The organism is Prauserella cavernicola, assembly GCF_016595675.1.
Classification (GTDB): domain Bacteria; phylum Actinomycetota; class Actinomycetes; order Mycobacteriales; family Pseudonocardiaceae; genus Prauserella_A; species Prauserella_A cavernicola.
Window position 1 is genome coordinate 424,603 of sequence record NZ_JAENJH010000003.1, and the last position, 22,827, is coordinate 447,429.

Annotated in this window: 21 protein-coding genes; 16 read left to right on the forward strand and 5 right to left on the reverse strand. The window is 70.1% G+C overall.

The window, feature by feature from the left end:
• Positions 1-8: 8 nt before the first annotated feature.
• Positions 9-2,324, reverse strand: coding sequence for a hypothetical protein (locus JHE00_RS15360; RefSeq protein WP_200318733.1), 2,316 nt, complete (start codon positions 2,322-2,324; stop codon positions 9-11).
• A 117-nt stretch (positions 2,325-2,441) separates the two neighbouring features.
• Between JHE00_RS15360 and ahcY the strand changes: the two genes are divergently transcribed.
• Genes ahcY through JHE00_RS15380 form a run of 4 tightly spaced genes read left to right on the forward strand, consistent with a single transcriptional unit; the run spans position 2,442 to position 5,360 of the window.
• Positions 2,442-3,914 carry an adenosylhomocysteinase gene (gene ahcY / locus JHE00_RS15365; protein ID WP_200318734.1) on the forward strand — a complete coding sequence of 491 codons (1,473 nt, stop codon included), beginning with the start codon at positions 2,442-2,444 and terminating at the stop codon, positions 3,912-3,914.
• A 53-nt stretch (positions 3,915-3,967) separates the two neighbouring features.
• Positions 3,968-4,255, forward strand: coding sequence for a toxin-antitoxin system HicB family antitoxin (locus JHE00_RS15370; protein ID WP_200318735.1), 288 nt, complete (start codon positions 3,968-3,970; stop codon positions 4,253-4,255).
• A complete protein-coding gene (locus JHE00_RS15375; RefSeq protein WP_307831955.1) occupies positions 4,252-4,695 on the forward strand; it encodes a type II toxin-antitoxin system VapC family toxin in 444 nt (147 codons plus the stop codon). Before JHE00_RS15370 ends, JHE00_RS15375 begins: the two co-directional genes overlap by 4 nt.
• A 14-nt stretch (positions 4,696-4,709) precedes the next feature.
• Complete coding sequence (locus JHE00_RS15380; protein WP_200318736.1) at positions 4,710-5,360, forward strand: dTMP kinase; 651 nt, start codon at positions 4,710-4,712, stop codon at positions 5,358-5,360.
• A gap of 1 nt (position 5,361) precedes the next feature.
• On the opposite strand, the gene JHE00_RS15385 is transcribed toward JHE00_RS15380, so the two are convergent.
• Positions 5,362-6,354: an aldo/keto reductase gene (locus JHE00_RS15385; RefSeq protein ID WP_200318737.1), complete on the reverse strand. Its 993-nt coding sequence runs from the start codon at positions 6,352-6,354 to the stop codon at positions 5,362-5,364.
• Positions 6,355-6,479: 125 nt separating this feature from the next.
• Between JHE00_RS15385 and JHE00_RS15390 the strand changes: the two genes are divergently transcribed.
• On the forward strand, positions 6,480-7,325 hold the full coding sequence (locus tag JHE00_RS15390; RefSeq protein ID WP_200318738.1) for a helix-turn-helix transcriptional regulator: 846 nt from the start codon (positions 6,480-6,482) through the stop codon (positions 7,323-7,325).
• Between the two features lie 60 nt (positions 7,326-7,385).
• Here JHE00_RS15390 and JHE00_RS15395 read toward each other — a convergent pair whose 3' ends face one another.
• Positions 7,386-8,171 (reverse strand): IclR family transcriptional regulator, encoded by a 786-nt coding sequence (locus JHE00_RS15395; protein WP_200318739.1) that lies wholly within the window; start codon positions 8,169-8,171, stop codon positions 7,386-7,388.
• 335 nt (positions 8,172-8,506) lie between these two features.
• Between JHE00_RS15395 and mtrA the strand changes: the two genes are divergently transcribed.
• The 6 genes from mtrA (at position 8,507) to secA (ending at position 17,602) form a co-directional block, all read left to right on the forward strand.
• Positions 8,507-9,184: an MtrAB system response regulator MtrA gene (gene mtrA / locus JHE00_RS15400; protein ID WP_200318740.1), complete on the forward strand. Its 678-nt coding sequence runs from the start codon at positions 8,507-8,509 to the stop codon at positions 9,182-9,184.
• 7 nt (positions 9,185-9,191) lie between these two features.
• Complete coding sequence (gene mtrB, locus JHE00_RS15405; protein ID WP_200318741.1) at positions 9,192-10,889, forward strand: MtrAB system histidine kinase MtrB; 1,698 nt, start codon at positions 9,192-9,194, stop codon at positions 10,887-10,889.
• Positions 10,886-12,637: an LpqB family beta-propeller domain-containing protein gene (locus JHE00_RS15410; protein ID WP_200318742.1), complete on the forward strand. Its 1,752-nt coding sequence runs from the start codon at positions 10,886-10,888 to the stop codon at positions 12,635-12,637. The genes mtrB and JHE00_RS15410 overlap by 4 nt, the downstream gene beginning before the upstream one ends.
• 39 nt (positions 12,638-12,676) lie before the next feature.
• Entirely contained in the window at positions 12,677-13,345 is a 669-nt protein-coding gene (locus JHE00_RS15415) for a ComF family protein (RefSeq protein ID WP_200318743.1), read from the forward strand.
• 456 nt (positions 13,346-13,801) lie between these two features.
• Positions 13,802-14,488, forward strand: a complete 687-nt coding sequence (gene hpf / locus JHE00_RS15420; protein WP_200318744.1) for a ribosome hibernation-promoting factor, HPF/YfiA family — start codon at positions 13,802-13,804, stop codon at positions 14,486-14,488.
• 243 nt (positions 14,489-14,731) lie between these two features.
• Positions 14,732-17,602, forward strand: coding sequence for a preprotein translocase subunit SecA (gene secA, locus JHE00_RS15425; protein ID WP_200318745.1), 2,871 nt, complete (start codon positions 14,732-14,734; stop codon positions 17,600-17,602).
• 78 nt (positions 17,603-17,680) lie between these two features.
• On the opposite strand, the gene JHE00_RS15430 is transcribed toward secA, so the two are convergent.
• Positions 17,681-18,169 (reverse strand): Rv3235 family protein, encoded by a 489-nt coding sequence (locus tag JHE00_RS15430; protein WP_200318746.1) that lies wholly within the window; start codon positions 18,167-18,169, stop codon positions 17,681-17,683.
• A 258-nt stretch (positions 18,170-18,427) separates the two neighbouring features.
• On the opposite strand from JHE00_RS15430, the gene JHE00_RS15435 reads away from it, so the two are divergent.
• The 5 genes from JHE00_RS15435 to JHE00_RS15455 all read left to right on the forward strand — a co-directional run bounded on the left by JHE00_RS15435 (position 18,428) and on the right by JHE00_RS15455 (position 22,049).
• A complete protein-coding gene (locus JHE00_RS15435) occupies positions 18,428-18,829 on the forward strand; it encodes an HAD family hydrolase (RefSeq protein WP_200318747.1) in 402 nt (133 codons plus the stop codon).
• 62 nt (positions 18,830-18,891) lie between these two features.
• Positions 18,892-19,338 carry a hypothetical protein gene (locus JHE00_RS15440; RefSeq protein ID WP_200318748.1) on the forward strand — a complete coding sequence of 149 codons (447 nt, stop codon included), beginning with the start codon at positions 18,892-18,894 and terminating at the stop codon, positions 19,336-19,338.
• 5 nt (positions 19,339-19,343) lie between these two features.
• Positions 19,344-19,979 (forward strand): DUF3558 domain-containing protein, encoded by a 636-nt coding sequence (locus JHE00_RS15445; RefSeq protein ID WP_230424419.1) that lies wholly within the window; start codon positions 19,344-19,346, stop codon positions 19,977-19,979.
• 1 nt (position 19,980) lies between these two features.
• Positions 19,981-21,309, forward strand: coding sequence for a hypothetical protein (locus tag JHE00_RS15450; protein ID WP_200318750.1), 1,329 nt, complete (start codon positions 19,981-19,983; stop codon positions 21,307-21,309).
• Positions 21,306-22,049 (forward strand): ESX secretion-associated protein EspG, encoded by a 744-nt coding sequence (locus tag JHE00_RS15455; protein WP_200318751.1) that lies wholly within the window; start codon positions 21,306-21,308, stop codon positions 22,047-22,049. Before JHE00_RS15450 ends, JHE00_RS15455 begins: the two co-directional genes overlap by 4 nt.
• Here the strand turns inward: JHE00_RS15455 and JHE00_RS15460 are convergent, their stop codons facing one another.
• Positions 22,050-22,808, reverse strand: coding sequence for a TrmH family RNA methyltransferase (locus tag JHE00_RS15460; RefSeq protein WP_200318752.1), 759 nt, complete (start codon positions 22,806-22,808; stop codon positions 22,050-22,052).
• Between the last annotated feature and the right edge of the window lie 19 nt (positions 22,809-22,827).

Genomic DNA, 22,827 nt, shown 5'->3' on the forward strand with positions numbered 1-22,827 from the left:
CTACCCGGTCAGTCCCTGACGCGCGGCTGGCCGAGCAGACCCTCGAAGAGAGGGACCTGTTCGGCCAGCCGCGCCGTCATGTCGGCCCGTTCCAGTCCGGCCGCGAGCACGACGGCGCGGTCCCATTCGGGGTCGGCGACGTAGTCGGCGTGCCTGCGCACGCCCGCGACCCAGCGCCTGCCGTTGATCGGCTCACGCATCGGGTCGGGCAGCCAGTGGTCGCCGCCGAGCACCAGCGCGCCGGTGGGGCCCTGCACGGCGGGGTCCAAGGCGCCGACGCTGCCGTCGGGCCGGTAGCCGACACCCAGCAGCTTGTCGCCCGCCACCTGGTGCCGCCACGTCGTGGCGCCGCCGCCGAAGGTGTCGGTGCCACGGCACAGCCCGCGCCAGCGCCCGTCGAGCATCCCGTTGAGCCTGGCGAGTGAGTCGTGCGGGAACACCGCGGGGAAGGCGCGCTGGTAGCCCCACTGCAGCGGCGCTCCGGCCGTCACCACGCCGAGGCGTTCGCGGTCGCTCGCAGGCAGCTCCGCGGCCAGGCGCGCCGCGCTCATCACCGCGAGCAGCCCGCCGACGTGATAGCCGGCGAGCACCACGCGCGTGTTCGGCTCGGCGAGGTGTTCCTTGGCGCGCTGGGCGAGTTCGGGCACCACCTTGAGCGCGTACGAGGGCGGCACCGCCGGGTGCGCGGCCCTCGGCCAGAAGCACACGAGGTCGGAGAACGCGCCGAGGTGGCGGCTCCGCTCGGGACCTGTCGCCGCCGTGTAGACCACGCGCAGCAGTCCGGCGGCGAGCGCGCCCAGCGCCAGCACACCCACGCCGGTGAAGGGATCCAGCCAGTCCGGGACCGAGCCGTAGCCGACCCGGACCGCCAGCAGCGCCGCGACACCGACGCTGAGCACGAACACGATCGTCAGCACGATGCGGTGCAGGTACTTGCGTTCCCAGCTCGACCGCGCCCACGCGTCCGCGGCGTCCTGCTCGTCCTTCTCCTGCGTCTCCATCAGCCGCACGACGTCGGGGATCCCCCTGCGGGCCCGGCGCAGCGGCACCGCGACGGCGAAGCCGAGCACCGTGAGCAGCGCGGCCACGGCCAGCCCCGCGCCCCAGAGCAGGGTGATCAGCGAGTAGCTCTCCGGCAGGCGGAGCTGCCCGGCGCCGACGAGCTGCCGCAGCGCGATCGCGAGCCCGGCACCGAATCCGCCGCCGAGCAGTCCCGCGAGCGCGAGCGCCGGTGCGGCGGCCCAGCCGCCGGCCCACGGCCGGAGGCGACGGGGCAGCGAGGCCCACGCCTGCCTCCCGAGCAGAGCCGCCGGGACGAGCAGGAGGCCGAACAGCACACAGACCACGAGCAGCACGGCGCCGATGCCCTCGACGGTGTCGTCGGTGCCGGTGAGCCCGGTCGGCAGTGGGGTCCGCACGACGGCCGCCGCCACGGTCAGCGCGGCGGCGAGCGTGACGAGCACCCCGCGCGCGACGGCGGGCAGCATCCGGTGCGTGCGCAGCGCCGTGGCGAGCAGCGCGATGCCGAGCAGGGCGAGCGTGGCGAACCACAGCACGGCGTCGACGGTGGGCTCCGGCACCCGCAGCGGGCCGCCGAGCAGTAGCAGCGCGACGACGGCGAGCGCGGCGACCGTGTGCATGCAACGCAGCATCGCCGTGTCGGCGCCGTCGACCAGCTCGTCGCCCGGCAGACGCTGTGCAGGGCGAGGGTCGCGCTCCGGTGCCGTCACCCGCCACCGCGCCGACGACACCCGGAACAACACGAACACCACGAGCAGCAGTGGCACGACACCGATCGCGGTGCGCACGCCATCGACCTCGCGAAGCCACGACGGCGCAGCGGACAGGCACGCGGCACCCGGCGCGAGGCACTGCGCGGCGAACAGGTCGAGCGTCACGACGGCGAGCTGGCTCACCAGCAGCATCGTCAGCAGCAGCGAGGCGATCCGGAGCAGGCTCCGGCACACCGTGCCGAGCAGCGCGGCCGTCCGCTTGCCGGGCGGAACGGGCGGCAGCATCCAGTGCGCCACGTTCGCCAGCGAGAACGGGAACAGCAGCGCCCACGTGGCCTTCGCGGCCCCGCCCGAGGTCATCCGGTTCCACAGGTAGCCCTCGAGTGTGCGCGGCACCGAGCGGCCCAGCGCCTGCAGCACGGGTCCCGGCGCCGGCCTGCGGAGCCGGTCGGAAGGACGGATGACCCGGCCCACCCCGTCGCCCGCGACGGCCACGGTGCCGACGGAGTCCAGCAGCGACTCGCCGCTCGTACCTATCAGCCCCGGGACGCGCAGTTCGACGACGCGGGTGTCGGGGCCGGGGAGGGGCACCTGAGGGTCTCCTTGCTCGCTGGGGCCAATAGGGGCTGGTGAAGAAGGAACAACGGTAATCTGCGGTTACCGGTCTGCCCGGTTGGCCGCACAGCGAGTCTGGAGGATTGTTCCGAGATGGCCCCTGAAAGCGTTGCATCGCTGCACCAGACGCGAAACGGTGTCGACTTCGCCGTCGCCGACCTGTCGCTGGCCGAGTTCGGCCGCAAGGAGATCCGGCTCGCCGAGCACGAGATGCCGGGCCTGATGGCGCTGCGCAGGGAGTACTCCGAGGTCTACCCGCTGCGGGGTGCGCGGGTCTCCGGCTCGCTGCACATGACCGTGCAGACCGCGGTGCTGATCGAGACGCTCGTGTCTCTCGGCGCCGAGGTCCGCTGGGCCTCCTGCAACATCTTCTCCACCCAGGACCACGCCGCCGCGGCCGTCGTCGTCGGCCCGCACGGGACGCCGGAGGAGCCGCAGGGCGTGCCGGTGTTCGCGTGGAAGGGCGAGTCGCTCGCCGAGTACTGGTGGTGCACCGAGCGCATGCTCACGTGGAACGGCGAGGGTCCGAACATGATCCTCGACGACGGCGGCGACGCCACCATGCTCGTGCACAAGGGGGCCGAGTTCGAGCGCGCGGGCGTGGTGCCGCCCGGCGACGACAACGACCCCGACGAGTGGAAGGTCTTCCTGCGGCTGCTGCGCGAGTCCCTCACGGCCGACTCCGGCAAGTGGACCAAGATCGGCGAGGGCATCCGCGGCGTCACCGAGGAGACCACCACCGGCGTGCTGCGGCTCTACCAGCTCGCGGCCGCGGGTGAGCTGCTGTTCCCCGCGATCAACGTCAACGACGCGGTGACCAAGAGCAAGTTCGACAACCGCTACGGCATCCGCCACTCGCTGGTCGACGGCATCAACCGGGGCACCGACGTGCTCATCGGCGGCAAGGTCGCGGTCGTCTGCGGCTACGGCGACGTCGGCAAGGGCGCGGCCGAGTCGCTGCGCGGGCAGGGCGCGCGAGTGGTCGTCACCGAAATCGACCCGATCTGCGCGCTGCAGGCCGCGATGGACGGCTACCAGGTGAAGAAGCTGGAGAGCGTGCTGCCCGAGGCCGACATCGTGATCACCACGACGGGCAACAAGGACGTCGTCATGGCAGAGCACATGGCGCTGATGAAGCACCAGACGATCGTCGGCAACATCGGCCACTTCGACAACGAGCTCGACATGGCCGGGCTCGCGCGCTATCCGGGTGTCCGCAGGGAGAACATCAAACCCCAGGTCGACGAGTGGACCTTCCCTGACGGGCACTCGGTGCTCGTGCTCTCGGAGGGCAGGCTGCTCAACCTCGGCAACGCCACTGGGCACCCGAGCTTCGTGATGTCCAACAGCTTCTCCAACCAGGTCATCGCCCAGGTCGAGCTCTTCACGAAGTACGAGGAGTACGACAACGAGGTGTACCGCCTGCCGAAACAGCTCGACGAGAAGGTCGCCAAGATCCACCTCCAGGCTCTCGGCGGCGAGCTGACGAAGCTGTCGAAGGACCAGGCCGAGTACATCGACGTGGACGTGGAGGGCCCGTTCAAGCCGGACCACTATCGCTACTGAGTTCGGGTAGCTCGCTACGTTATCATGCGTGGACGGATTGCTATCATGGTTCGGTGAAGCAGCTCATCGCGCGGATCGACGACGACCTGCACGCCAAGGTCAAGGCCAAGGCCGCCGCCGAAGGGCGCAGCGTCAACGACCTGGTGACCGGGTTGCTGGAAGCTGCCGTCCAGGAAGACGAGAGCCCACGGGAGTGGCACCGCCGCATGGTCGCGGAGGGCAAGGCCGTCGCGTTCGAGCCGGACAGCCCCGCCCCGGGGCGACAGCAGCTCGCCGCGCTGATGCGAGGTACGGGCACGGCCGTCAGCGAGGCGCTCGACTGGACACGAGGCGAACGGTGACCGTGCTGTACGCGGACACCAGCGCCATCGTGCGTGCCAACATGCCTGATGAACCGGACTGCGCCGAACTGTCGAGCCTGCTGTACGAGAGCGGGCACCGGGTGATCACGAGTGAGCTGACCAGGATCGAGTTTGCGAGCGCGGTCGCAACGGCACGCAACTCCGGCCGGATCCCGGATGCCCGGCCTGCGCTCGCCCAGTTCGACGCCGACTCCTCCTCCGGTGCACTGACGCTGGTGCCGTTCGATCCGCCGAGTGCCCTCTCCGCCGCGTATCGACTGGTGTGCGAACACCACACGCTGCGGACGTTGGACGCTCTGCATCTCGCTGTGGCGTTGCACGACACGGCAGCGCTCGTCGGCGACGAACCCGTGACGTTCGTGACCCGCGACGAGCGGCAGGCCGAGGCGGCGGTCGCGAACGGCCTCCACGTGTGCTGACTAGGCTGACGCGCGTGGGTCGACTGGTGGTCATCGAGGGGCTGGACGGCGCGGGCAAGCGGACGCTGACCGACGCCCTCACGAAGGCGTTGCACGACGCGGGAGCGAGCGTCGCGACGCTGGCGTTTCCCCGCTACGGCGTCAGTGTGCACGCCGATCTCGTGCGCGAGGCGCTGCACGGCGCGCACGGCGACCTCGGCGAGTCCGTCTACGGCATGGGGCTGCTCTACGCGCTGGACCGGCGCGACGCGGCGGCCGGCATCCGCGAGGACCTGCGCACCCACGACGTCGTGCTGCTCGACCGCTACGTCGCCTCCAACGCCGCCTACCAGGCCGCCCGCCTGCACCAGGGCGCCGACAGCGAGGTGGTGGAGTGGGTGCGGCAGCTGGAGCTCGATCGCTTCGGTCTGCCGGTGCCCGACGCGCACGTCCTGCTGCGCGTCGCGCCCGAGGTCGCCGCCGCCCGCGCCGAGAGCAGGGCGCGAGCCGACGACGACCGCCGCAAGGACGCGTTCGAGTCCGACGACGGGCTGCAGGCTCGCTGCGCCGGGGTCTACGACCAGCTCGCCGAGACGAACTGGCTCTCGCCGTGGCACGTCGTCGACGGCGCCGACCGGGTCGACGCCGTCGCGCTCGCCCTGGCCCTGAACCCGCCCGGCGACTGACTCAGTTGCCCACGCCGAGCGCGGACATGAACGCCGCCGGGTAGCGGTCGCCACGCGCCGATCCCAGCGGCACCGCCTTCTCGATCTCGGCGAGGTCGTCCGAGGTGAGGTCCACGTCCAGCGCGGGCAGTGCCTCGGCCAGCCGCTGCCGGGTGCGTGCGCCCGCCAGCGGCACGATGTCCTCGCCCTGCGCCGCCACCCACGCGATGGCCAGCTGGGTGACCGTGCAGCCCTTCGCCTCGGCGACCCGGCGCAGCGCGGCCACGAGGCCGAGGTTGTGCTCCAGGTTCCCGCCCTCGAACCGCGGCATGTGGACGCGGCCGTCGTCGGCGGCTGCCTGCTCGGCCGACCAGCTGCCGGACAGCAGACCGCGCGACAGGACGCCGTAGGCGGTCATGCCGATGCCGAGCTCCCTCAGCGTCGGCAGCACCTCCGCCTCGACCGCGCGGGAGATCACCGAGTACTCGATCTGCAGGTCCACGACCGGATGCACCGCGTGTGCCCTGCGGATCGTGTCCGCGCCGACCTCCGAGAGCCCGAGGTGACGCACGTACCCGGCGTCGATCATCTCCTTGATCGCGCCCACGGTGTCCTCGATCGGCACCGTCGGATCCAGCCTGGCCGGCCGGTAGACGTCCACGTGGTCGGTGCCCAGCCGGGTCAGCGTGTGGGCGAGAAACGACTTCACCGCCTCCGGCCTGGCGTCGTGCCCGATCAGCTGGTTGCCCGGTGCGCCGAGTACCCCGAACTTCACGCTCAACTGGTAGCTGTCCCGGTCCCGGCCGCGCAGGGCCTCGGCGAGCAGCAGTTCGTTGTGCCCCATGCCGTAGAAGTCGCCGGTGTCGATCAGCGTGACGCCCGCGTCCAGCGCGGCGTGCACGGTGGCGATGCTCTCGGCGGGGTCGGAGGCCCCGTAGGCGCCCGACATGCCCATCGCGCCGAGACCCAGTGCCGAGACGGCGGGTCCGGTGTCGCCCAGATTTCGTGTCCGCATCGCGTTCTCCTTCGTCGTCGATCCGTCTTCCAGCCTGCGGCGGTTCGGCGTCGCCGGGCAGCGAGCGTCTATCGGGGGAGAGCCGCTCCCTGGCTGGGCACGGCGCCGCGGGGGACGATGACGGGATGGAACGTGCCGAGCTCGCCGACTTCCTGCGGCGCCGCCGGGAGGCGATCCGGCCCGCCGAGGTCGGCATCGCCGACGGCCCCCGCCGCCGCACCGCGGGGCTGCGCCGCGAGGAGGTGGCGATGCTCGCGGGCATGTCGGTGGACTACGTGGTGCGGCTCGAACAGGGGCGCAGCAGCCAGCCCTCCACCCAGCTGCTCGGCGCGCTGGCCAGGGCACTGCGCCTGTCCGACGACGAGCGCGACCACCTGTTCTACCTGGCGGGGCACCGGCCACCACCTGCCGAGGGCGTCGCCGGCCTGGCCCGCGCGGGCCTGATCCGCATGCTCGACCTGCTGGGCGACACCCCGGCGCTGGTGCTCTCCGACCTCGGTGAGGTGCTCGCCCAGAACCGGGCGAACGTGCTGCTGTCGGGGGAGCACACCGGCCTGACCGGCGATCGGCGTTACCTCGCCTACCGCTGGTTCACCGAACCGTCCGCCCGCGCTGTCGCCCCGCCCGAGGAGCACGAGCGCCAGAGCAGGCAGCTCGTGGCCGACCTGCGCGCGACGGCGGGCCGCCGCTCCGGCGACGCCGAGGTGACCGGGCTCGTCGACCGGCTGCGGGAGGCGAGCCCCGAGTTCCGGCGGCGTTGGGCGGATCACGAGGTGGGCGTCCGGCGCGCCGACCGCAAGACGCTGCTGCACCCGCGCGTCGGCCGCCTGCTGCTGGACTGCGAGACGCTGATGACGCCGGACCAGCGTCAGCTGCTGCTGGTGCTCACCCCCGCCGACGCCGAGGCCCGCGAACGGCTGGAACTGCTGCGGGTGCTCGGCACCGAGGAGTTCCCGGCTTCGCTCCGGTGACCACAGAGGACAGTCGCGACGTGGTCCGTTGTGGACAGCGGGATACGGCGGAAAGCGCCGTCAGGTCGGGTAATGGCCGAGCTGGCCGGACAATTCGGCGGCCGCGTCGGACATGGGCCGGACGAGCTGCCGGATCCGTTGCCGGGACAGGCGATACGAGGGGCCCGATGCGCTCATCGCCGCGATCACGTCACCGCCGGTGCCGAAGATCGGTACCGCCACGGCGTGCAGGCCGAGTTCGAACTCCTCGAAGCACGCCGCGTAGCCGTCGTCCAGGACTCGATCCAGCTCCGAGGAGAGCGCGTCGGTGGCGGTGAGCGTCCTCGGGGTGAACTCCTCCAGCTTGCGGTGCAGCACCTTGCGTCGTTCGGGGCTGCTCATGAACGCGAGCAGGACCTTGCCGCTCGACGTGGCGTGCAGCGGGGTGCGTCGTCCGGTCCAGTTCTGCGCCGTGATCGACGCCGTTCCCACGGCCTGGCTGATGTTGATCGCGATCCCGCCGTCGGCCACGGCGATGTTCACCGTTTCGCCCAGCGAGTCGGCCAGTGACTGACAGGTCTGGGTGCCGAGTCTGGCCAGATCCATCCGCCCGGTGGCGGCGCCTGCGAGCCGCACGATGCCGAAGCCGATCGCGTACTTCCCACGTTCCCCGAGTTGTTCGACGAGGCTTCGGGCTTCCAGCGCGCCCACCAGCCTCGACGCGGTCGATTTGTGTACTCCCAGTTCGTCCGCGATCTCCGTGATCCCCGCTTCCCCGTTGCGGGCGAGCAGTTCCAGCACGTTGATCGCCCGATCCACGGATTGGACCGGGCTGGCGGCTCCCTTGGGCTCATCGGAGTTCCGCATGGCGCAACACTATCTGGTCAGATCAAGACCGCTCGGCCGTTCGGGGGACCTGAGCGCGATATCGATACGTGAATTCCTTGTCCGGTAATGAGATCGAAACAGTTTGTTGCACATGGCGATAATCGTCTCACGATAAGCAACAATTCGCTGTCGCACGAGGACGGCTGGTTCACGAGTCGAAATGGTGCGCGGGGTGAGCGGTGAAACACCGCGGGTGAGCAAACGGCCGCACACTGTACTCGGAGCCGTCCCGGGGATCGTCCAACCGGGCTAGTCTGGCCACCGCATCGCTGGGTCGTGCACACGGCGCGTCGCTACAGTGCGAATATGTGGTCATGAAGGCACGTGTGCTGGTCGTCGACGACGACCCTGCTCTGGCTGAGATGCTGACCATCGTGCTCCGCGGCGAGGGGTTCGACACCGCCGTGGTCGCCGACGGCTCACGTGCGCTGCCCGCGTTGCGTGAGCTGAAGCCCGACCTCGTGCTGCTCGACCTGATGCTGCCGGGCATGAACGGGATCGACGTCTGCAAGGCCATCAGGGCCGAGTCCGGCGTTCCGATCGTCATGTTGACGGCCAAGAGCGACACCGTGGACATCGTCCTGGGACTCGAGTCCGGTGCCGACGACTACGTGGTCAAGCCGTTCAAGCCCAAGGAGCTCGTCGCCAGGGTGCGCGCCCGTATGCGCCGCACCGAGTCGGAGCCCGCCGAGAGCCTCACCATCGGCGACCTGGCGATCGACGTGCCCGGCCACGAGGTCACCAGGGAGGGCAAGGCCATCCCGCTCACGCCGCTGGAGTTCGACCTCCTCGTGGCGCTGGCCCGCAAGCCGCGCCAGGTGTTCACCCGCGAGGTGCTGCTCGAGCAGGTGTGGGGCTACCGGCACGCCGCCGACACCCGGCTCGTGAACGTGCACGTCCAGCGCCTGCGCTCCAAGGTCGAGAAGGATCCGGAGCATCCTGAGGTCGTGCTGACCGTCCGCGGTGTGGGTTACAAGGCCGGCCCACCATAATCGGGGTATGAAACAACGACTGGCCGCCTTCGGCTGGTCGGCGATAACGCTGGCCCGTCGCGCGGCGACGTTCGGTCGGCGCAAGGTCGTCGCCTTCGGTGAGCTGTGGCGGCACTCGGTGCAGTTCCGGGTGACCGTGTCGACGCTCGCGCTGTCGTCGGCCGTGGTGCTGGTGCTCGGCATGGTGCTGCAGAACCAGATCACCGAGCGCCTGATGGACACCAAGGAGCGGGCCGCGGTGGCCCAGCTCCAGGTCGTCGTGCAGACGGCGGAGAACGAGCTGGTCGGTGACGCGGGTCAGGACGAGGCGCTGCGCAACCGTCTGACCAACGCGATCAAGAAGATCACCAGCAGCTCTACGGCCACGGCAGACTCGGCGAGTTCGGCCGCAGGCGCGTTCGAGCCGGTGCTCGCCGCGGGCGATCCCGACGAGACGTCGGAGCACGCCGTCTACGCGGGCCCCTACGACAAGGTGCCCGGCAGCCTGCGCAACTTCGTCGAGAACAACTCGCAGGCCAAACAGATCCACACGGCCGACGGCATCACCTACCTCGTCGTCGGCACGCCGGTGACCACCACGACGAGGCCGCTGCAGCTGTATCTGCTGTTCCCGTTGACCACCGAGCAGAACACCGTCGCCACGGTGCAGAACACGCTGCTCGTCGGCTCTCTCGTGCTGCTCCTGCTGCTCGCCGGCATCACGAACATGGTCACGCGCCAGGTGGTGCGGCCGGTGCGGCGCGCGGCCGCCGCGGCGGAGCGGTTCGCCGAGGGGGAGCTCGACCGAAGACTCGACGTGGTCGGCGAGGACGACCTCGCCAAGCTAGCGCTGTCCTACAACGAGATGGCGGCGAGCATCCAGCGCCAGATCCGGCAGCTGGAGGAGTTCGGCCAGCTGCAGCGCCGGTTCACCTCCGACGTCTCCCACGAGCTGCGCACGCCGCTCACCACGGTCCGCATGGCCGCCGACGTCCTGCACGCCTCGCGCGAGCAGTTCCCCGCAGGCCTCGCCCGCTCCACCGAGCTGCTGGTCGACGAGCTCGACCGGTTCGAGACGCTGCTGGGCGACCTGCTGGAGATCAGCAGGCTCGACGCGGGTGTCGAGGAACTGTCGGCCGAGCTCATCGACGTCCGGCCGATCGCGCGCAGGGCCGTCGAGCAGGTCAAGGTCATCGCGGGCACGGCGGGCAGTCCGATCGAGCTGGAGCTGCCCGAGGACGAGGTCACTGCGGAGGTCGACGCGCGCAGGGTCGAGCGCATCATGCGCAACCTGCTCGCCAACGCCGTCGACCACGGCGAGGGCGAGCCGGTGCGGCTGCGGCTGGCCGCCAACGACGGCGCCGTCTCGATGACCGTGCGCGACTCCGGCGTCGGCCTGCGGGCGGGGGAGGCCGAGCTGGTGTTCAACCGGTTCTGGCGCGCCGACCCGTCCCGGAACCGGCGCACCGGCGGCACCGGGCTCGGCCTGGCCATCAGCCAGGAGGACGCCCGGCTGCACGGCGGCGTGCTCGACGCGTGGGGCGAGCTCGACAAGGGTTCGTGCTTCCGGCTGACGCTGCCGAGGCATGTCGGCGAGCCGATGGGGGACAGCCCGTTGCCGCTGCCGCCCGAGGACGTCCGGCCGGACCGGCCTGCCGAACCCGTCGCCCACAACGGCCACACCGAACTCACGGTCACGGTCGTGGAACACGAGGAGGTCCGGTGATCCGGGGCAGGCTGCGGGCACTGCTCGCGTTCTTGGCGTGTGTCGTGATCCTCGGCGGCTGCGCGGCGATCCCGTCCGAGTCACAGCCCGAGGCCATCCCCAGGGAACGGCTCGGCCAGCCCACCCAGGAGGTGCCGGAGCCCTCTGCCGACCTCGATCCGCTGTCGGTGGTGCGCGAGTTCGTCAGGGCGAGCGCCCAGCCGACCAACGACCACGCCGCCGCGCGCGCCTACCTCTCCGGCAACACCCGCAGGGAGTGGAGGCCCGACCAGAGCCTCGCGGTCATCGAGGACGAGTTCGGCACCGTCTACGCGCCCGGCAGCCAGCAGTCGCCCGACACCGACGAACGCCTGGTGATGGTGCGCGGCAACTTCGTCGGCAGGCTCGCCTCGGACAGCGCATTCATCCCGTCCGACGAGCCCGTGCAGGTGCCGGTTCGCCTGCGACTGCAGGCCGACGGACAGTGGCGCATCGTCGATCCGCCCGACAGCATTCTGGTGACCTACAGCGACTTCAACGACAGCTACTTCCGCGTGCCGGTGTACTTCTTCTCGCAGGACTCCAGCGCGCTCGTTCCCGACCTCCGCTACGTGGTCGCGCGGCCGCAGTCCGGATTGCCGGCCCGGGTGATGGACCTGTTGCTGGCCGGTCCCTCCAGCGGGCTCACCGGCGCCGTGCGCAACCCGCTCGGCGAGTCGGCGACGCTCGAGAGCAACGTGGCCGGCGCGAACGACGGAGCGCTCGTGGTGCCGCTGACCGGCGTCGAGGAACACAGCGTGCAGGACAAGGAACTCATCGCGGCGCAGATCGTCAGATCGCTGCAGTATGTGACCACCAGCCGCATCCGGCTGCTCTCGGACGGCTCGGCGCTCGTGCCCGGCCACATCGACTGGCGGCCGAGCGAGGTGCCCGCGTACGAGGCCCAGGCCTCGCCCAGCTCGGAACTGCCCGGCCTGATGGCCGTCGAGGGCAGACTCCGGTCGCTGCGCTCCGGCGCCGGGATCGACGGACCCGCGGGCATCGGCTCCTACAACGTCGAGAGCGCGGCGCAGTCGATCAGCGGAAACCAGCTCGCCGTGGTCGAGCGCGTCGGGCCGGCGGTGCGCCTGCGCGTGGGGGCCTACGCCGAGGAGGACCAGATCGTCGACCTGCCCGGCTTGTCGATGACCCGGCCGAGCTGGCGGCCCGCGACCTCCGGCGACGGTGAGTCCGGCGAGCTGTGGACCGCGGTCGACGGCACCAACGTGGTGCGGGTGGTGCGCGGTCCCGACGGCCGCTGGCTCCCGCAGTCGGTCAACGCCTCCGAGGTGCTCGCGGTCGGGCAGATCAGTGGCCTGCGGCTGTCGCGGGACGGTTCGCGCGTCGCGATGATCGCCGGGGGGCAGCTGGTGGTCGCGTCGGTGGTGCGGGCGACCGATGGTTCGTCGGTGACTCTGCGCGCGCCGAGGATCCTGCAGGCGGGGGAGCTCTCCAACGTGGTCGACGTCGACTGGGTCAGCCAGGACACGCTGATCGTGGCGACCGGGTCCGACTCGATCCCGGTGGCGCGCGTGCCGGTCGACGGCCTGCGGCTCGACCAGTTCAACAGTTCGAACCTGACCCCGCCGATGCGGGCGATCACGGCCGCGCCGGGTCGGCCGATCGTCGTCGCCGACGCGAGTGGGTTGTGGACGGCGAGCGACGTCGGAGACGTCTGGCGGCCACATCCGCAGAGCAGGCCCGACGCCAAACCGTTCTATCCCGGCTGAGCCCGCGAACTGTCGGTGGGTGGCCGCATGCTCGCCGCCATGTTCACCCGTCGACTCTCCTCGATCGGCAGGACCACGCTGGACCTGCTGCTGCCCACGTCGTGCGCGGGCTGCGGCGCGCCGGGACCGGCGTGCTGCCGTGAGTGCGCGCGGACGTTCGACCCGCGTGCGCCGGTGTCCGGCCGCTCCGGCTGCCACGCGCTGGCCGCCTACGACGGCGTGGCCAGACGGCTCGTGCTCGCCTACAAGGAGGGCGGCCGCCGCGACCTCGCCGACCCGCTGGGCGGGGAGCTGGCCGCCGCGTTGCCCGGCCTGCCGGGCGCGACACCGGACGAGCACGGGACGTGGTGGCTAGTGCCCGTGCCCTCGCGCCGCTCGGCTTCCAGAGCGCGCGGCGGGCCCCATCTGACCCGGCTGGCGAGGCGGTGCGCCGCCCGGCTGGCCGAAGCCGGACACCCCGCCGCCGTGGCCCCCGCGCTCGAACTCGGGCGCGGCGCCAGGGACGCGGTGGGCCTCGACCGCGCCCAGCGGGCGGCGAACCTGCGCGGCAGGCTGCGGTTGTGCGCCGAGGGATCGCCGCCTTCCGGCGCTCCCGTCGTGCTGCTCGACGACGTCGTCACCACGGGGGCCACAGTGGAGGCCTGCGCGCGGGTACTGGCACACGGCGGATTCACTGTGAGCGCCGTACTCGTGCTCACCGCAGCCTGAGTGGGTGGCGCGGTCAGAAATTTTCACTCGATCGGGTGGCAGGGAACCTTCGGTCGAATGCCGGACGTTGGACCGGTATGAGCTGGCCCGCTGTCCCGCGAAAGCGGGCCGGTGTGTGTCCTGCCCGCCGTGCGGATGAACGAGCCCCCCGGGCACTGCTCCGAACGGGGCGCGACGGGGCCGGTAAACCCCTGAGTTCACTGCGGATCGTGACCGCCACTCACCGTTCGACGTCCCCCGCCTCGGGGGCTTTTCTAAGTCAGGCAAGCGGGCTAACGTGCTCCGCTAACAGCAATCCCGGCACGCAGGGAGGTGACGAGCCATTGTCCCTAGCGCCGGAGGAAATCTGACCCCGGCGGGAGCGCACGCGAGATGTCGTGACGGCGCTTTTCCCCTCAACCCCCGGCGCTTTTCGTCCAGAAAGTAACTCGCAGCAATCAGCGAGGGAGGTCGTGTATGGACATCGTGGTCAAGGGTCGCAACGTGGAGGTGCCTGAGCACTACCGGCTCCACGTCAGCGAGAAACTGGCGCGGCTGGAGCGTTACGACAGGAAAGTCATTCGTTACGACGTGGAACTCTTCCACGAGCCGAACCGGCGTCAGTCCAAGAACTGCCAGCGCGTCGAGATCACGAGCAAGGGCAAGGGCCCGGCCGTGAGGGCCGCTGCTTGTGCAGGCGACTTCTACGCCGCACTCGACTCCGCCGTGAGCAAACTCGAGAACCGGCTGCGCCGGATGCACGACCGGCGGCGGGTCCACTACGGTCGCCGCTCCCCGGAATCGGTCGCGGAAGCGACATCGCCCGCCGCGATGGCGGCCGGCTCCTCCGACCCGCTCGCAGGCGCACAGCGGTCCGCCGCGACAGCGGTCATGGAGGCGCCCGCCGAGCCGATGGAGGCCGTGTCGGCCGAAGAGATCGAGCTTCCCGAGCAGCGCTGGGACGACGGTGTGACCGACTACGAGCCGGGTCGCATCGTTCGCGAGAAGCAACATTCCGCTGAACCCATGGCCGTCGACCAGGCCCTCTACCAGATGGAGCTGGTCGGGCACGACTTCTACCTCTTCAATTGCTCGGACACCGGCAAGCCGAGCGTCGTCTACCGCAGGAAGGGCTTCGACTACGGCGTGATCCGCCTGGGCTGACGTTTCCCGTCCGACCCTCGACGAACCGATCCGACGGCCCGTGCGCAGCTGCGCACGGGCCGTCGGCCTGCGTCGATGCGGACAGCGTGTGGTGCCCGTTCGCGACGCCGTGTGCACGCAGGTGGCGAGATTCCCTACGATGGGGAGTACTGCGCGGTCTACGGGCCGCGCGTCCAAGCTGCCCGGCGCCCGCTGGGGTGCTGCGACGACGACCACCGGATACAGCTAGCGAGGTCGACCCGGATGCTTCTGAACCGCCTGCTCCGTGCGGGCGAGGGCAAGATGGTGAAGCGGCTGCGCCGCATCGCGGACAACATCAACTCCCTCGAAGACGACGTGAAGGACCTCTCGGACGACGAGCTGAGGGCCAAGACGGCCGAGTTCCGCAAGCGGAACGAGGACGGCGAATCGCTCGACGACCTCCTGCCCGAGGCGTTCGCCGTCGCGAGAGAAGGCGCCAAGCGCGTCCTCGGTCAGCGGCCCTTCGACGTCCAGCTGATGGGTGGAGCCGCGCTGCACCTCGGCCAGGTCGCCGAAATGAAGACCGGTGAGGGCAAGACGCTGACCTCGGTGCTGCCCGCCTACCTCAACGCCATCTCCGGCAAGGGCGTCCACGTCGTCACCACCAACGACTACCTCGCGAAACGAGACGCGGAGTGGATGGGCCGCATCCACCGCTTCCTCGGGCTCGAGGTCGGCTCGATCCTGTCCGACATGCCCCCGTCATCGCGCCGTGCGGCCTACAACGCCGACATCACCTACGGCACGAACAACGAGTTCGGCTTCGACTACCTGCGCGACAACATGGCGTGGAGCCTCGACGACTGCGTGCAGCGCGGGCACAACTTCGCCATCGTCGACGAGGTCGACTCGATCCTGATCGACGAGGCCAGGACCCCGCTCATCATCTCGGGTCCCGCCGACCAGTCCTCGCGCTGGTACACCGAGTTCGCCCGCATGGCGCCGCTGATGAAGCGCGACACCCACTACGAGGTGGACGAGCGCAAGCGTGCCGTCGGTGTCACCGAGCAGGGCGTCGAGTTCGTCGAGGACCAGCTCGGCATCGACAACCTGTACGAGGCGGCCAACACGCCGCTCGTCGGCTTCCTGAACAACGCACTCAAGGCCCAGGAGCTCTACAACAAGGACAAGGAGTACATCGTCCGCAACGGCGAGGTGCTCATCGTCGACGAGTTCACCGGCCGCATCCTGGCGGGCCGCCGCTTCAACGAGGGCATGCACCAGGCGATCGAGGCCAAGGAAGGCGTCGAGATCAAGGCCGAGAACCAGACTCTCGCCACGATCACGCTGCAGAACTTCTTCCGCCTCTACGACAAGCTCTCAGGCATGACCGGTACCGCCGAGACCGAGGCGGCGGAGTTCCACCAGACTTACAAGCTGGGTGTCGTGCCGATCCCGACCAACCGGCCGATGGTGCGAGCCGACGAGGCCGACCTGATCTACAAGACGGAGCAGTCGAAGTTCGAGGCAGTCGCCGAGGACATCGCCGAGCGCCATGAGAAGGGCCAGCCGGTGCTGGTCGGCACCACGAGTGTCGAGAAGTCGGAGCACCTCTCGAAGCTCCTGCTCAAGCTGGGTGTCGCGCACGAGGTGCTCAACGCGAAGCAGCACCACCGCGAGGCGCTGATCATCGCCAAGGCGGGTCGCAAGGCCTCCGTCACGGTCGCCACCAACATGGCCGGTCGCGGTACCGACATCGTGCTGGGCGGCAACCCCGACATCATCGCCGACGACGTGCTGCGCGACCGCGGCCTCGACCCGGTGGAGAACTCGGCCGAGTACGAGGCCGCCTGGCCCGCCGTGCTCGAGGAGGTCACCGCCGACGTGGCCGACGAGGCCGAGGAGGTCCGCGACGCGGGCGGTCTCTACGTGCTGGGCACCGAGCGGCACGAGTCCCGCCGTATCGACAACCAGCTGCGAGGCCGCTCGGGTCGTCAGGGCGACCCCGGTGAGTCGCGCTTCTACCTGTCGCTGGGCGACGAGCTCATGCGCCGGTTCAACGCGGCGATGGTCGAGCGCGTCATGACCACCATGCGCCTGCCCGACGACGTGCCGATCGAGCACAAGATGGTCAGCCGCGCGATCAAGAGCGCGCAGACCCAGGTCGAGCAGCAGAACATGGAGATCCGCAAGAACGTCCTCAAGTACGACGAGGTCCTGAACCGGCAGCGCAAGGTGATCTACGCCGAGCGCCGCAGGGTCCTCGAGGGCGAGGACCTGCAGGACCAGGTCGAGCACATGATCCGCGACGTGGTCAGCGCCTACGTCAACGGCGCGACCTCCGAGGGCTACGCCGAGGACTGGGACCACGAGAAGCTGTGGACCGCCCTCAAGACGCTGTACCCCGTGAACGTGCAGTGGGAGGACGTTGCCGAAGAGGAGGACGACCTCGACGCCGACCGTCTCCGGGAGATCCTGCTCGACGACGCCGCCCAGGCGTACGAGCAGCGCGAGGCCGACATCAACGGCAAGGTCGGCGACGGCGCCATGCGCGAGCTCGAGCGCCGCGTCGTGCTGTCGGTGCTCGACCGCAAGTGGCGCGAGCACCTCTACGAGATGGACTACCTCAAGGAGGGCATCGGCCTGCGCGCGATGGCGCAGCGCGACCCGCTCGTGGAGTACCAGCGCGAGGGCTTCGACATGTTCAACGCGATGCTCGACTCGCTGAAGGAGGAGGCCGTCGGCTTCCTGTTCAACCTGCAGGTCGAGCAGGCCGAGCAGCAGCAGGCCCAGCCTGCCGCGGCCGCGGCTCCGACCACAGCGGCGACCGCTGCCGCCGCGGCGGCAGCCGCGAGCGGCAACGGTCAGCAGGCGCAGCAGGGCGGCAGGCACGCCAGGCCGGTTCCCGAGCAGCCGGACACGGGCTCGACCGACGAGCGCCAGGCGGTGCCGTCGGCGCTGCGGGGCAAGGGCCTCGACGGTGACGGCCAGCGTGCGCTGACCTACTCCGGCCCCGCCGAGGACGGCGGTGTCGAGAAGCGCGGCACCAGCGAGGGCGAGAAGGGCGGCTCCGGCGGCTCGAGCTCGCGCCGCGAGCGCCGTGCCGCCGCGAGGGAGCAGGCGAAGAAGTCGAAGAAGGGCGCTCGTCGCTGACGAGCCAGCAGCACTGACCCGGCCCGCGCCATTATTCGGCGCGGGCCGGGTTCGTTGTGCGGGGTACTTTCCTGGCGGCTAACGCGGGACGCGCCGCCTGGGCTCGAGCACCGTGAAGGCCGTGCAACGCCAGCTGTCCCTGCGGTGTTCGAACCGCGCGGTCACGGCCAGCACGCGCTGACCGGTGTCGGCGGTGCCGCACACCTCCACCACGTCCTCACGTGGCCTGCACGTGTAGACCTTGTGCAGCGTGTAGCGCGGACCCCGCACGCGGGCGCGGTCGCGCATCGCGTGTTGCAGCGCGGGCACTAGCCACTGTCCAAGCTGGACGGCCGGCCTGCGGCCCGCGTGTACCTCCAGCATCGCGGTCAGCACATGGTGCAGCTGGCGCCGTTGCAGCAACGGGCGTGGCCTGCCCGTGGGGCGCTGCGCGGGAATCTCGGCGAGCAGGTCGTCCAGCGTGAGTTGCCCATCCGGCAGATCGGCCGGCTTCGAAGGCTTTTCGCCTTTCCCTGGTTCATAAGCGTTGAGTGGAAGTAGTCCTCTCAACGGCGAATGGGTGATCATACTCAGTCCCCCTTTGTTTCTGGACCGTTCATCTCGGATGGCCCCCTGCCACCCTGTAGAAGCAGACGGACAAAATGCGCGAGTGGACCCACAAGGCCCCCGAGTTGATGAAAAGCGCGAATCAGGTGCCGGAATCCGGCGGAATGAGGTATGAGGGAACTTGAATGCGCGATGTTCAACCACAATCGCAGGTGTGCGGATGTCAACGGAGCATTCACGGCCCGAGTGATCCACAACTTGGCGCGGTAGCGTGCGCTGGTGCTCAACGGAATCGTCGTGGACTACGCGGGCGTGCTGACCGACGCCGACGCGCCGGACCTGCTGGCCCTGCTCGACACGGCGCGCGACGGCGGAGTGCGTACGGCGTTGCTGTCGAACGCGGCGGGTGGCGGGTCGGTCCGGCGGCAGCTGGAGGGCTGGTTCGACACGCTGGTCTTCTCGGGCGAGGTGGGCGTCGCCAAACCGGACGCGGAGGTGTTCCGCCTGACGGCGGACCGGCTCGGCCTGCCGGTGACGGGGTGCGTACTCGTCGACGACGCGGCCTCGAACGTGGCAGGCGCGGTGGCCGCCGGCATGGTTGGCGTGCGGCACACGTCGGTGCCCGAAACCGTCGCTGAGCTGCGAGCACTCTTCCCGTGGCTGCTGGGTGAGAACGACTGACGGGGGCCGAAGCGTTCGGCTACTCTCGTAAACCGGATGGTCACGCGCAGCTGGGAGATGGGATGGCCGGAGAGGTCTCGGGCGAGAAGGGCCTGACCGACGTGTTCGCGAACGCGGGCAGCGCGGTCGAGGACGTCCAGAAGGTGTACGGGGGCACTAGCTGGATCGATGCCGTAAACCCGCAGGCCCAGGGAGGGTCGTGGACGTTCGACAAAGAACAGATCGACTCGGTGATCGGCCAGTGGGAGGATTTGCTGGAGGCTTGCCTGCAGGACAAGGTCGCACTCGATACCTTGCTCGCGATGCTGCCCGCTCCCTCCGAGGACGAACCGAGCAGCAACTACGTCAAGGTGCTCTGGGATGGGCTGGGATCTTTGCAGGAGTACAACGACTCCGTGCAGATCTACATCGCCGACTTCATCGACAGGTTGAAAGCCGCAAAGACGGGGATCGAACGAACTGAGGCCGACAACGTCGACCCGTTCGCCAACGTGGGATCGTCCGAGTGACCGCGATGCGCCGTTTGCCCATCCTCGCGTCCGGCCTTGCTCTGTTGCTGGCCGCCGGTTGTACACAAACCGAAGGGGGCACTCCGGCGGCTGAAACGCCCTCCGCCGCGACTTCGGGCACTGCCGACAGTCCTGCTGACGAGGTTCCGGTGGTGACCGAACCGCTCGATCCGTCCGCGTACCTGGACGACCCCTGCCGGCTCGCGCCGCAAGCGGTGCTCGCGAACTTGGGGTTCGAGAAACCGGGTGAGACGCAGAACGAAGCGAACAACAGCGCGACAGAACTCACGGGGCCCGGCTGCAGCTGGTCCAACAGGGGCAGCGCCGAGATGATCGCCATCGGAGTCCAGACGGAGGCGCGCAAGGACGGCCCTGGCGGTCTCCGGCATGGCTACCAGCTGTACACCTCGGGGGAATGGTTCGGGTTCTGGGAGTTCACGACCGTCGACGACTATCCGGCCGCGTATGCGGACGTCGACGACCGTAGGGACCGCGGCCAGTGCAACCTGATGGTCGGTATCGCTGACGATCTTTCTTTCTACGTCGCCGCGAGTGGCTATTTCGACGAACCCGACAAGGCATGCGAGAGCGCTCACAGCGTTGCCGGCGCCGTGATCGACACGTTGAAGGGGGGCTCCTGAGATGTCCATGAACGGCGAGCAGGTGTACGACAACTTCCAGCAGGGCAAGGGCACGAGCAGGCTTGAGCAGCTCGCCGGCGAGTTGCTCAAGCTGCAGAAGACGTACAAGAACCGCGCCGAGTCGATCGTCCAGATCCAGGAAGGGATGGGATCGGCCTGGACCGGAGACGGTGCCTCTGCGGCTCGCGAAGGTGCGGGGCCGCTCAAGCCTGCGCTGCTGGAATCGGCTGGGAACATCGATGCCACCGTCGACTCGGTGCAGACTCAGTCGGGCGACTGGAATCGCGCGGCTCGTTCGGTGGAGCCCGTGCCACCGGCTCCCGAGAAGCCGAACCCGTGGACAACGGGGCTCAAGGCGGCGATCCCGGTGGCCGGTCCGTTCATGGCATCGGACGACCTGAAGTCGTACCAGTCCGGTGTCGAGGCCCACAATCGTGCGGCGCAGAACAACGTCGACGTGATGAGCGCGTACTCGAACCAGACCAACAGCAACTCCAGCTTCCCCACCAGCTATGGCGTCATGCAGCCGGGTGGCGCGGCCATCTCCGTTGCTTCCGGGTCCGCGCCCAACGCCATTTCCGGCGACCTCACCTACTCCGACACCACCACCCGCAGTTCCACGGTCGCCGGGCCCGTCGGTAGCGGGGTGCAGCCCGGGAGCGGGCCGGTCAGCGGGGCCGTGCCCAACGTCGGCTCGCCCGTTGCGACCGGATCCGGTGCGCCCGCGCCGGCTCCGGGGCCCATCGGCCCGTCGGCCGGGACGCCGCCCCCGGCTCCCGCGCCGTCTCCCGGCACGGGCGTCACCGCCGCCGGGGCTGTTCCCGTCGGTGGCACGTCGTCGACCGGCAACACCTCGCGGCCGGGGAACACACCGGGACGCACGTCGTTCGGCACCACGGCCACACCCAGGACCGGCACCGGGACCGGTTCCGGCACCTCCCGCGGCACCGGTGAGCGTGCGGGCAGCCGGCTCTACGGGCCCGGTAGCGGATCCGGCTCGGGCGCTGGTGGCGCCGGGCGTGGAAGCGTCGGAGGCGTCGGCTCCGGCGGGAGCGCCGGAGACGCCGCCGCACGTGCCCTCGGTGCGGGCAAGGGCACCGGGGCCGCGATGCCCGGCGGTGCCGCCTCCGCCGCCGAGTCGGCCGCCGCCAAGGGCGCCTCGGGCACCAGGGGCGCCGGCATGGGCGCCATGGGACCCGCCGGTGCCGGCCGCGCCAACCGCGAGGAGGACGAGGAGCACCAGCGCCCCGAGTACCTGCAGGAGAACGACCCCGACGAGGTCTTCATCGGCGACCTCGGCAAGACCTCGCCGCCGGTGATCGGCGAGTGAGACCGAACAGGGTCGAGCTCCCGCTCGACGTACTCGGCGGCCTGGTCGACCGCGAACGGCTGGGCACGCTGCACGTCGTACTGCAGCCGGAACCCCGGTGGGTGCCCGACCACGAGCAGGACGCGCTCGAAGCGGCCCTGACCCGCAGCCTCACCGAGGCCGGGCTCGTCGACCGGCGCGGACGCGTCGAGGTGGAGCTGCTCGACTGGTTGCCGCTGCTCACCACGGCCTCGCTCGAGTACTACGGCTGGATCTCCCACGCCGACACCACGTGGGGCGTGCTCGCCGCCGCTCGCGGCGTCCAGGGCGTGCTCGCCGTGCGCGGTGGCGACTGGGTCACGCTCACGCCCGTCGGCCGCAACGAGCTCGCCGACGCCTTCGTGGAGCAGCTTCCCGAGCTCGTTCCCGGCGGCGGCACGCAGTGGTCGGTGCGCGTGATCGACCTGGAGGAGGCCGGTCGCAGCGGGCACGGACGGGGTCTGCCCGCGGACGTCGCCGAGATCGTCAAGGTCGTCCAGCGGCCCGTCAGCGGCGGCGGGGAGCTCTACGTCGCGGAGCGCGACGAGCTCGGCCGCTACGACAGGCTCGAGGCGCCGCTGCACTACGTGGACACCGACTGGGGCCGCTACCTCAACTACACCAGCGGTTCCGGGGACGAGACGGAGATCCACATCGCGCCCGGCAGTCCCTCGGCCATCAGCGCGACACTGGAGAAGCTGCGCACCACGCTGGCCGGCTGATCAGCCGCGCCGCACCATCTCGAAGCACACCACGGCCGCCGCTGCGGAGACGTTGAGCGACTCGACGTCTCCCGGCATCGGGATGGACACCCAGCCTGCGACGTAGCGGGCGACCTCCTCGCTCACGCCCTCGCTCTCGCCGCCGAGCACGAACGCGGTGCGCGAGGGCAGGTCGAGGTCGAACAGCGACTCGGCGCCCGACGCGCCCAGCGCGTAGATCGAGTAGCCGGCGTCGGTCAGCTGCTCCACGGCGTCGGCCGCGGTCATGCAGCGCAGCACCGGCGCCTTGAACGCGACGCCCGCCGAGGCCTTCACCACCAGCGGATCCAGCGTCGCCACGCCTCGCCGGGGCACCACGACACCGCCGAAGCCCGCCGCGGTGGCCGTGCGCAGGATCATCCCGACGTTGGCGGGTGTGGTGATGCCGTCCAGCACGAGCACCGGCGACGGCGGTGTGCTCTCGGCCAGTGCGAGGTCCAGCGGCCGCATCCGGGGCACCACCACATCGGCCAGCACACCCTGGTCCTGCTTGCCGTTGCCCGCCAGCACTTTCACGCGATGAGCGGTGGCCCGCTGCACCTGGACGCCCGCGGACCTGGCAGCGCGTTCGATCTCGGTCACCGCCGGTCCCCGCGCGACGTCGGCAAGTATCACTTTGTCGACATTCAACGTCGGGTCGGTCAGTGCCTCGAGTACGGGCTTGCGCCCGTAGACGGTCAGAAAGCGGTCCTTCGGGGACACCGCGGCTTCGTCACCCACGGCGGAAAGTCTCCCATCT